This window comes from uncultured Paraglaciecola sp. (assembly GCF_913058035.1).
In the GTDB taxonomy this organism is placed as follows: Bacteria; Pseudomonadota; Gammaproteobacteria; order Enterobacterales; family Alteromonadaceae; genus Paraglaciecola.
This window is the reverse complement of sequence record NZ_CAJXPA010000035.1, coordinates 22,753-32,973: the sequence shown is the minus strand read 5'-3', so window position 1 is coordinate 32,973 and position 10,221 is coordinate 22,753. Positions and strand designations below refer to the sequence as shown.

Here is a 10,221-nt window from a genome sequence, read left to right as displayed (position 1 = left end):
GGTAATTCAGAATTCAAAACAGGCGTCCCCCCGCTGTTGTGCAAACCAGTTTTTAATATGTTTTTTGTCTGTGATGAAGAACTGCTTTTATTCAAACAGACTTATCTGAGACGGTGCTCTACTTTGTCGGGGCATTAATTCAAAGACTTCGTCAACTTTTTATTCAGGTGAATGAGTATCTTTTGGGTCACCAACGAATGTTCGTTAGACACTTCCCCGCGCCTGTTCCTACAGACAGAAGACGCCTTGCAAATCGGCTTTCCTGTCGATTTGTCGATGCTCGCTATAACCTTCTACCTGCATCAGCACATTTAGATAGCAGCATCGCTTTTTGAAAGCACCAACCGAAATACAAATTGAAAACGTTTCGGGGATCGTTGAAGCAGACGAAACCTTATTTTTGTTGTATTCCGAGTTTTATAACAAGCCCACATTAAGAAAAAAAAATTGTTTATTTTGCTCATATTGGAGGCAATGGCTTTACTCTCAAAATATACAGTGCAATGTGGAAACCAAGTGAGTTTAGCGCTTCAGTTACACTAAAATCTTAGCAGCATCAATAGAATACTTAGCTGCAAACGTCTCTGCGCTGGCAAAAATTTGGGCGATACGAACTGCGCCTAAGGCCCACCAACACAATATTTACTTATTTTTAACTGTGCTGTTCATAAGGAAAAACCTCTGAGTCCAAGATTAAATGATATTGCGCTGCTACTTCACTCACCGTGTCGTGTAACACTCACATTACTCAAATTGCACACCAAGTAACATAGCTCACTAATAAAGCATGATATTGGGACACGCTCTGAAACTATTCATGCTGCTTTAGTCGGTCTTCTATCACTGTGCCAGATGAAAACTGATAACGCATATTCCTATAGACAGCTATATCAGTTATGTCGCTAGGCGTGCCTGCAGGACAACAGCGATAATTGGTTGAAACGCGATACTGACCTTTTATATTTAATACTCGATGCCACGTGTGGCCATGTAATAAAACCAACGTTCCTTTTTTAGGGCTTAAAACGACTTGATTAGCAAAGTCTTGATTGATATCCCCTACTGTTATGGCACCTTCGAGGTGGGTAGCTGGGATGACCAACGTTTGCCCGCCAATGTGCTCATTAATATCCATGGAGTAAACCAATCGATTCAAATTAAACTTGGATTTGTCTTCTGGAGGTGAGTCCTGATGCCATGCTTGACCTTTTGAGCCGCGTTTACTAAACATCACCATGGCATAAAGGTTTGACCAATTTTCACCTAAAATGGCTTGAGTTAATGCCTTGAGTCTTTGATCATTATTGGGGATGTCGAAGTCCTCAATGCCCTGCTCTTGAGGAAACCAAGGAATAACATCCGTAGCCGACTTTTTGAGGAATTCTTCATTGTGAACAAAATCAGGATCTTCTCCAAAATGCGTCATAATGTGCTGCTGACAATTATCCATAAGTTCATTGTCAAAAAAATTATCGATAACCAAGAAGCCTTGCTGCCAAAATTCGCTTGCTAACTTTTGAATATTCATATTTCTTCATTAGACCTATTAAATAGTATGAGTCAGTCGTCCCAAGTGCTGAATATTATGATAAGTTGTTTCCTTGATATTGGTAAAGTAATACTTGTCAATTAGTTATCCATTTTTATCATTTCTATTCTCAATAATTTTGGTGAGCAACATAGACAACAGAAAATCGCAGGATAAACCTGAATTAGGGCCCCTTTTGCCATGAATAGTCTGTTGGTATTGACTCCCTGCCTGAGATAGCGAGGCTGGGCATTCAATTGTGGGTATATCCACTACAGTCGATACTTTTCATCTACAGCGTTTGGACTCAGACAACCTTATAGTAATCAATACGCTAGCTGAACAATACCTGTCAAAGCCCCTCAACGGCGAGTGTTGTGCGCAAAAAAATAGCATGTTCAGCAATAAACAAAACAGCCACGCTAATTATTGTTTGGTCTGGTGATTCATTATGTGACATAAGCAAATGAAAGTAGGTCATGTTAGGTTGTATTCCATACATTAAGCTTCGAATAATAAGGGTGACAGATGTCTGAACAGAAAGTTAAGTTTGAATTTGAAAAGCAAAATAAAAACAGTGTTAGGTATAAAGAAATACCAGAAGAGGGGATGCCACCCGTTATCGGTAGCATTTATGTGCAAAAATGGTTTGCCGGGGCCAGTAAAAACATTGAGATAACCATAAGCAAAAAAGATTGATTTATAGTCAAGTCCAACCGCGCAGTTTCTATGAATAGGCTTATCATTTTCTGAAACGACAACGACAGGATTAAATTCGATTATAGTGGCTGCCAAATATTCCACCGTTAAATGTTAGTTGAGCCGTCGCTCGTTTTTTTAAAGCCAGGTGTGGCGATAATTTCTAAATAAAATGACGCCAATTCATTTTTTTCCGCTGCATCAATATGTTGATTAATGGCTCCAAGATGGATCACTTCTGTATTGTCTTTGTCCGTACCAAAACGGCAGTCAAAATTCCAAAAATCGGCGCCATCCGGAACCAGTTTGTTTCTTTCGCGCCTAAGATATTTCTTCACTTCATGCCTGATATTATCGACCAACCTTGGCAATTTGATTTTAGGATGAGACAAAATGAACGTTTTTTTCATATTAATTACTCGTATTGGCCTAATGGATACTAGGCATTTGGTTGACGTGATGTGTTACTAAGGAAAGGCGAGCTAGCCTGTTTAATAGGCTAATCGCATCGACTCTCAAGTAGCGGAATTAATGCACATTTTATCTGCTGATTATACAAGAACACCTTATTAATAGATGTATCTAATAACGCCTTGTCACCCGCAGTTGCAAAAGTGTCCTCAGCACCGAGTAAGATAAGACCTGTTTTTATTGAACAATCGATTAAGCCTGATTTTGGGGATGAGCAGGCTAAACACAAAAAAACAGAAAGCGAGTATCCTCAACACAACCGCTACTAAGATCAAATACTGTTTTCCCTAACTATGAAATTGGATGAATCGAAGTAATGACAGAAACAGTCATTGTAAGAAAACTTAAATTTTAAATACGTTCAAGCCAATGACTTGCCCAACTCCTTGTATTTATGTTCATCAATTATGTGATGAATTAATAGGTCGCTATTAGTCGCTTCTTTGCTACCTGATTCAAACACATCATATTAGTCACTCGCACATATATGATGATATGCACTCGGTTGCCAATCCACAATCTCAACTGCTTTGTGGGGTGCTTCAACTTGGCCAAGCTGTGTTTATCAAAAATCCATTTTACCTTCAGCTATTCAATGGAAGTGCAAATCCATTATGTTGATTTACACCTCAACTGCATGCAATAAAAGCGCATCTAAGATCCCTAAACTACAATAGGTAAATCACTTTATCGACATAACTCCAGTTAGCGTAGCAGTTAGCGCACCAGTGAGCTCAAAATACATCCCTAAGGAGAGCTCGTCGTTGACGAATACAAATAACAAAACAAAAAAGGAAGGTAAACATGTTAAGGCGTGAATTTTTAAATGGATTGGGCTTGAGTATTGGGGCCAGTTTATTGGTACCTAATGCCGTGCTTACCGCTTCACCTAAAGCAACCGTTGGCAATGGGAGCATTCAACCGGGGGACTGGGCAGCATTACGTAATATGTTTCCCCTGACCCGAAAATATATTCAATTATCGACGTTTTTGTTGGCCTCTCATCCCAAACCTGTATCCGATGCTATCGAGAAACATCGTTTGGCATTTGATGAAAACCCTTCAGATTATTGGCATCAACATTTCCAAACGATAGACCGCGATATATCCACTATTGCGGCACAATACATGGGCGGTAAAGCTGAAAACATAGCCCTCACTGACAGCACTACCATGGGACTAGGCGTTGTTTATAGTGGATTAAAATTGCAGCCTAGTGATGAAGTATTGCAAACGGTGCACGATCACTACTCCACTGATATGTCTTTGGCACACCGAGCCAACCGCACAGGAGCTAGAGTAAACCGAATAGCCTTATATGATGACCCCGCAAAAGTCAGCGTAAACGACGTACTTAAGCGTATGAAAGCCGGGATAACCAGTAATACCCGTGTGTTTGTCGCAACTTGGGTGCATTCATCGACCGGTGTCAAGCTACCCATCAGGGCCATGGCAGACAGCATTAATAAACTCAACCAACAACGAAAAACCCACCAGCAGATACTATTTTGTGTAGATGGTGTTCACGGTTTTGGAATTGAAAATCAAGATATCAGCGAATTGGGCTGTGATTTTTTTATCGCAGGCACCCACAAGTGGATATTTGGCCCACGGGGTACAGGGATTATTTGGGGTAATGACAAAGCATGGTCCCAAAATGAGCCAGTGATACCCAGTTTTAGTGCGTCTTACGACGTGTGGATGGGGGGAATGACACAAGATCAAGTATCTGTGGGTGAACACATGTCTCCGGGTGGATTTCATTCTTTTGAGCATCGTTGGGCATTACCTGAGGCATTTAAATTACATATGCAATTAGGCAAAGCCAATGTGCAAAAACGCATTCATGAGTTAAATCAACAAACCAAACAAGGCTTGGCAAAAATGGCCCATGTGAAGTTATACACACCGGCCAGTAATGAACTGTCATCGGGGCTAGTCTGTTTTGACGTACAAGGGATGAAACCTGAGGCGGTGGTAAAAACTATGCATGAAAAAGGCATTATTATGAGCAACACGCCCTATCGTGTTAGTTATGCTAGATTCGCCCCTTCACTGCTTAATAATGAGCAGGAAATCGAGATAGCTCTGGCCGAAATTCAGGCAATAGCTTAGTAATACCCATTACAGGGGTACATAGTGTCCCTGCTATTTTATGTATTTGACCCATGCAATGCTGACTACGTAGACTTACGATAACTTTCGATAATTTAGCATGTTATTCAAGCTAATTAACCCAACAATCGTCTTGTTTACCCCTAGGTATTAACAAATATTATTGTGGCTAGAGTATTATTGGCATATTAATAAAGCGTACAGAACAGAGATAATATGCAGAAAAATCAAACCAAAAAAATATTCAGGATTGTATTACTTGTTAGCACGCTGACCTCTATGTTCTATGTGCCCTGGGTTTTGGTATGGGCTTGGCTAACACCCTTGCCCACGAATGTTCAAGAACAAGTGTTTGAAGCCTTGGATCATAATTTTGACGGGATCATTGTTTATGTAGACCAAGCTGGCAAACCACCGGCGTTTTATGCTGCAGGCTGGCATGATCGAATAAATAAAATACCTGCCGACCCACATGCCTTATTCAAAATTGCCAGTATCACCAAATTATATGTCGCTGTAGCTACTGCAAAATTAGTCAAAGCCGAACGCCTGTCTTTAGATAAGTCACTCGCTAATTACTTTCCAGAATTGGTAGGTAGAATAGAAAATGCAGACAACATCACCTTAAGAATGATGGTGCAGCATCGAAGTGGCATTCCTAATTTTGTAGACCATCCAAATTTTTGGAGCAACCCGCCAAAAAACAAACAAGAAACACTAAATTACGCACTGGATTTACCAGCGGACTTTGCACCCGGTAAAGGTTATGGCTATTCAAATACCAATTATATGTTGATTTCTGATCTCATTGATAAAGTTGTGGGTTATAAACATCAGCAATTTATCAAACAGGAAATTCTGATACCACTTGGTTTGAAAAACACTTTCGGCTCACTTAATGAAGTGGATATAAACAGGGTAATGAGTGGCTATTACGTTGGCTTTGAGGAAGATGTCAAGACTGATGATACAGGCTTAATGCTGGCTACCGCAGAGGATGTAGGTATATTTTTGCGGGCCTTAAACGATGGTTCCGTGTTTAATGCAGGAGAACAAGAGATCTATTCATCCATTTACGAATACGAACACACAGGTCTACTAGTTGGCTATCAGAGCATTGCCAAATACCACAAAGATATCGACACAGTGGTTATTCAATTTAATAATACAACCAACTTTGATGGATATGACTGGAATTTAGCGGAAATCGTATATTCTCGGATTGTAAAAATATTGAGAAGTGAAACAAAAACATAATCAACAAAACCTCTATTAAACCAGCTAAAGCATTGACCAAACAACAAGTCATATTACAGTTAAACTAAAAGCATCACTTCGAAGGAGGGTATTTTCGTCCAACATTTAAAACCGAACACGGTGACAAATATCCACGCCCCGCAGCAGTCGTGTCATCATGACGACTATCTATACCTTGTTGAACGAATACGCCAACATCGTGCATTTTAATACTACGTATTTAGATGGCATCGAGTTTTATCATATGGTTGGTGCTATTACCTCAGTAAAAAGGCAAGTGTAAAATTAAGCAATCTGCGGGATCAGAACCAATTAAATGTTTACTTTGGACCTGGAGTCATCAATTAAGATATGATCCTTCAACGACCATAGATGGCATATTTAAGGCAAACCCCAAGTGGACGCTTACAGCGAACGACATCGGACTTAAAGTATTACAAATTGGACTACAATACCCAGTTTAGAAACAGCAACTTATCGTTAAAGAACTAAAACCATGACCAGAACAATCAAATGTTCGCAAGCTCGTTGCTGAATAATTCTATATTCTTGAAGGAGCGCTGACCCTGTTAAATCATATTGCTCTAATAAACAAGGTAGGTGGATTATTCCATTAAATATATACGGGTCTTTTCTGGAATTTTACCGTGTGAGTTCACAGCAGCGAACGTTTTGCGTTGTGCGAGCATTTCAGACTCCACTTTTTTTTCATAGGTAATCATGCCAGGTCTTGTATTTTGCACAAAATTTAAGACCTGACAACGCTCGCCATGTTTGTACCGCGAGGAGTCTACAATCATTTGCCCCAAAACAGGCCATTTTTAGCTGAAACTTTAAATGTGGGAAAAGCAGTGGCGGAGCCACCAGAGATTGGAGTTAATAAGTTAGAACCGTTCTTTTTTGAATAAGTAGTGTTTGAGGCGGTTCTATTAATTTGCGGCCGGGTGACAACACTTAAAAAAGCAATGCCATTTCAAGTGTTGTACTAGCTCCTCAAAAAGAATGAGCCAACAGGATGGAATTAAAAAACATTAGGGGCATAACGGTTTCTATTACAATGCCCACTTTCTACCTCAATCAGCGAGGCTAAAGCGTATCCAGTTCATATTCCACTCAGGTCCTGTCGCATTAATGCGCAGGGTTTGTGTGCCGGACGGCAAGTCGACGTTTGCTGATTGAGTTATCCATGTTTGCCAACCGCCGGTGTTAGGCACTGACTGTCTATCAATCTCTATGCCATCAGTAAGTGTGATAAAACCGTTGCTGCCGGTATTGCTGGCAAGTCGGTATTCGATCAAGTACCGACCCGGATTTTGAACATCGATGTTGTACTCCAACCAATCACCAATATCGATATAACCTATATTCGTGCCGCCACCTGTTCCGCCACCACTATCAGTAGACACCTCAGTTTGCACGCCATTCATGGCTGCAAATTGCTCTGCCTCGATAGTACCCGGCACTGAAAAAACAACCGCGGGTTGGCCGGTGCTGCTGTCAGTCGTATCCAGATTGTCGCCCAAAGTATCTATGTCCTCATAGGTTAAGCCAAACCCATAGGCAAACAACGGATCGTAGTCAGTGTCGTGACGATTAATAACGGTCTGATCCATACGCTTTGGCCAAGAAAAGGAAAGTTTTCCGCTAAAGTCATAATTAATAGTATCTGCGGCTGTTTTAAAAATAACCTCCGCTATGCCCCCAGCCTCACTCCCAGGCAACCAAGCGACAACAAAAGCATTAGAGGCGTTAAGTTCATTGTTTATCCACAATGGACGACCCGTTAAAAAGATTGATACCACGGGAATATCCTGCGCACGTAGAGATTCCAGCAGCGCCAAGTCTGACTTATCTCCAGCCTGATATTCAATCGTGTTTAAATCCCCTACCCCCTCTGCATAAGGTGACTCACCAAATACTACAATGGCCACATCAGGTTTGATATCGCTAAAGGCACCATTAGTACTGAGTCTTGCGGTACCTCCACCAGCGTTAACCAACGATTCAATACCGTCGTAAACCGATGTCGCCCCAGGAAAATCAGTATTAACATTCCCTGTACCTTGCCAACTTAAGGTCCAACCGCCACTTTGCATGCCAATATTATTTGCGCCACTACCCGTAACCATTACATTCGCATTAGGCGCCAGAGGTAAGATATTATGACTGTTTTTCAGTAACACCAATGATTCACGGACCGCCTGACGCGCGATATTGCGATGAGCCTCAGAGCCCAATAATTCTTCGTTGTTAGCGTGCAAGCGAAGAGAGGGTTTAATTTTGCTAGCAAAACCCGCGCGCATTTTCACCCGCAAAATACGGGTCACTGCATCATCGATACGTGTCATGGGGATCGTGCCATTTTCAACCTGAGTAATAGTATTTTGAATGAATTCCTGCCAGGCAAAAGGCACCATCATCATATCGACACCTGCCATAATGGCTTGCGCGCATTGATTGTCGAAACAGCCCGGTACTTGACCGTGACCATTCCAATCGCCAATAACAAAACCGTCAAAACCCATCTGCTGTTTTAACACATCTGTTAATAAATAAGCGTCACCATGTAACTTTGACCCATTCCAACTGTTATAAGAAGCCATAACAGTCTGGGCGCCAGCACCTAATGCTGAGACATAGCCTTGGCCGTGTATATCCCGCAACTCGGTTTCAGTCACAACGGTATTGCCTTGATCGGTGCCATTTTGCGTGCCACCATCACCAATAAAGTGTTTAGCGGTGGCAATCACATGAGCGGGCCCAAAACGCTCGGCCGCATCGCCCTGTAAGCCTATAACCACCTCACCTGCATAAGCTTTGACTATTTCAGGATCTTCGGAATAACCTTCGTAAGTTCGCCCCCACCGATCATTACGCACAACGGCAAGTGTGGGTGCAAATACCCAATCAATCCCGGTTACGGCCACTTCCAGAGCCGTAGCTTCACCAATCAGACGCATCAACTGGGGATTATTGGCTGCACCTAATCCAATGTTATGAGGAAAGATGGTGGCACCAACAACATTGTTATGACCGTGCACCGCATCGGTACCCCAGATAAGCGGGATACCTACCCCACCATCACTCACATCTGTACTGGCAACATAAAAACTGTCTGCCAGTTCAACCCAATCTGCAATATTAGAATTTTTGCCCTTTGGCCAAGTACCTCCACCGTTTAGCACAGAGCCCAAATCATACTCACGCACTTGATCAATGCTGATCCCTCCAATTTCTGCCTGCACCATCTGTCCTACTTTTTCCGCCGTTGTCATCTCAGCTAAAATAAAGCCAACTGTTGCATCGACATCTTCCGTTACCACACTATTTACTGCAGGCCACTGGAAGGAGGTATTACTACGAATAACATTTATAGAAACCGTCGCTTTGGACTCATCACCGTCGACGTCGATGACCCGATAAGCAAAACTATCGGGTCCACTAAAATCTGTATCAGGAACATAGATCGCGCTGCCGGTTTCATTAATGGTAACAGCGCCATTGCTGGCTGGTGTATCAATCCGGAAGGTGACTGGACTGTCTTCAAGACCTGTATCATTAGCCGCAAGATCAACAGTTAAGGGAGTATTTTGTTCAGTACTAAAACTGTCCGCTACGGCTAAAGGTAGATTGTCGACGGGAGTAAAAGTAACACTGATAGAAACGGTCGCTTTGGACTCATCACCGTCGACGTCGATGACCCGATAAGCAAAACTATCGGGTCCACTAAAATCTGTATCAGGAATATAGATCGCGCTGCCGGTTTCATTAATGGTAACAGCGCCATTACTGGCTGGTGTATCAATCCGGAAGGTGACTGGACTGTCTTCAAGACCTGTATCATTAGCCGCAAGATCAACAGTTAAGGGAGTATTTTGTTCAGTACTAAAACTGTCCGCTGCGGCTAAAGGTAGATTATCGACGGGAGTAGGAGTGATAACGATAGCCTCAGCAGGTGCACTTGGCTCAGAGCTGCTGCCACCACATGCGCTCAGCGCAAGGGCGATAATAGCCAGACTCATAGGATGTCGAAAGGACTGTAAACTAAAGGTTAATAGGCCGTTGTTATCTGATTTTTGAGGCACTGGTTACGTTCCCTGTTTGATTCATAAATTACTTTAACTTACTGTATCTTAATTTGAATTACTTTA

7 protein-coding genes are annotated in these 10,221 nt (G+C 42.0%); 3 read left to right on the top strand and 4 right to left on the bottom strand.

Annotated features, from left to right (window positions below):
* Window positions 1-811 precede the first annotated feature (811 nt).
* Entirely contained in the window at window positions 812-1,528 is a 717-nt protein-coding gene (locus QZ562_RS06785; protein ID WP_293758632.1) for a phytanoyl-CoA dioxygenase family protein, read from the bottom strand.
* A gap of 528 nt (window positions 1,529-2,056) precedes the next feature.
* On the opposite strand from QZ562_RS06785, the gene QZ562_RS06780 reads away from it, so the two are divergent.
* Window positions 2,057-2,227 carry a hypothetical protein gene (locus QZ562_RS06780; RefSeq protein WP_293758631.1) on the top strand — a complete coding sequence of 57 codons (171 nt, stop codon included), beginning with the start codon at window positions 2,057-2,059 and terminating at the stop codon, window positions 2,225-2,227.
* 107 nt (window positions 2,228-2,334) lie between these two features.
* On the opposite strand, the gene QZ562_RS06775 is transcribed toward QZ562_RS06780, so the two are convergent.
* On the bottom strand, window positions 2,335-2,637 hold the full coding sequence (locus tag QZ562_RS06775; RefSeq protein ID WP_293758629.1) for a DUF6172 family protein: 303 nt from the start codon (window positions 2,635-2,637) through the stop codon (window positions 2,335-2,337).
* 865 nt (window positions 2,638-3,502) lie between these two features.
* Between QZ562_RS06775 and QZ562_RS06770 the strand changes: the two genes are divergently transcribed.
* Together QZ562_RS06770 and QZ562_RS06765 are read left to right on the top strand one after the other, a co-directional pair.
* Window positions 3,503-4,813 carry an aminotransferase class V-fold PLP-dependent enzyme gene (locus QZ562_RS06770; protein WP_293758626.1) on the top strand — a complete coding sequence of 437 codons (1,311 nt, stop codon included), beginning with the start codon at window positions 3,503-3,505 and terminating at the stop codon, window positions 4,811-4,813.
* Window positions 4,814-5,029: 216 nt separating this feature from the next.
* Window positions 5,030-6,070 (top strand): serine hydrolase domain-containing protein, encoded by a 1,041-nt coding sequence (locus QZ562_RS06765; RefSeq protein ID WP_293758624.1) that lies wholly within the window; start codon window positions 5,030-5,032, stop codon window positions 6,068-6,070.
* A gap of 605 nt (window positions 6,071-6,675) precedes the next feature.
* On the opposite strand, the gene QZ562_RS06760 is transcribed toward QZ562_RS06765, so the two are convergent.
* Complete coding sequence (locus QZ562_RS06760) at window positions 6,676-6,813, bottom strand: hypothetical protein (RefSeq protein ID WP_293758621.1); 138 nt, start codon at window positions 6,811-6,813, stop codon at window positions 6,676-6,678.
* 330 nt (window positions 6,814-7,143) lie between these two features.
* Complete coding sequence (locus tag QZ562_RS06755) at window positions 7,144-10,155, bottom strand: glycoside hydrolase family 3 N-terminal domain-containing protein (RefSeq protein WP_293758619.1); 3,012 nt, start codon at window positions 10,153-10,155, stop codon at window positions 7,144-7,146.
* Window positions 10,156-10,221: the final 66 nt, after the last annotated feature.

Excerpts from the sequence above, each read along its gene's own strand:
- QZ562_RS06780 (WP_293758631.1), top strand. The coding sequence starts at position 2,057 with ATGTCTGAACAGAAAGTTAAGTTTGAATTTGAAAAGCAAAATAAAAAC.
- QZ562_RS06770 (WP_293758626.1), top strand. The coding sequence starts at position 3,503 with ATGTTAAGGCGTGAATTTTTAAATGGATTGGGCTTGAGTATTGGGGCC.
- QZ562_RS06765 (WP_293758624.1), top strand. The coding sequence starts at position 5,030 with ATGCAGAAAAATCAAACCAAAAAAATATTCAGGATTGTATTACTTGTT.
- QZ562_RS06785 (WP_293758632.1), bottom strand. The coding sequence starts at position 1,528 with ATGAATATTCAAAAGTTAGCAAGCGAATTTTGGCAGCAAGGCTTCTTG.
- QZ562_RS06775 (WP_293758629.1), bottom strand. The coding sequence starts at position 2,637 with ATGAAAAAAACGTTCATTTTGTCTCATCCTAAAATCAAATTGCCAAGG.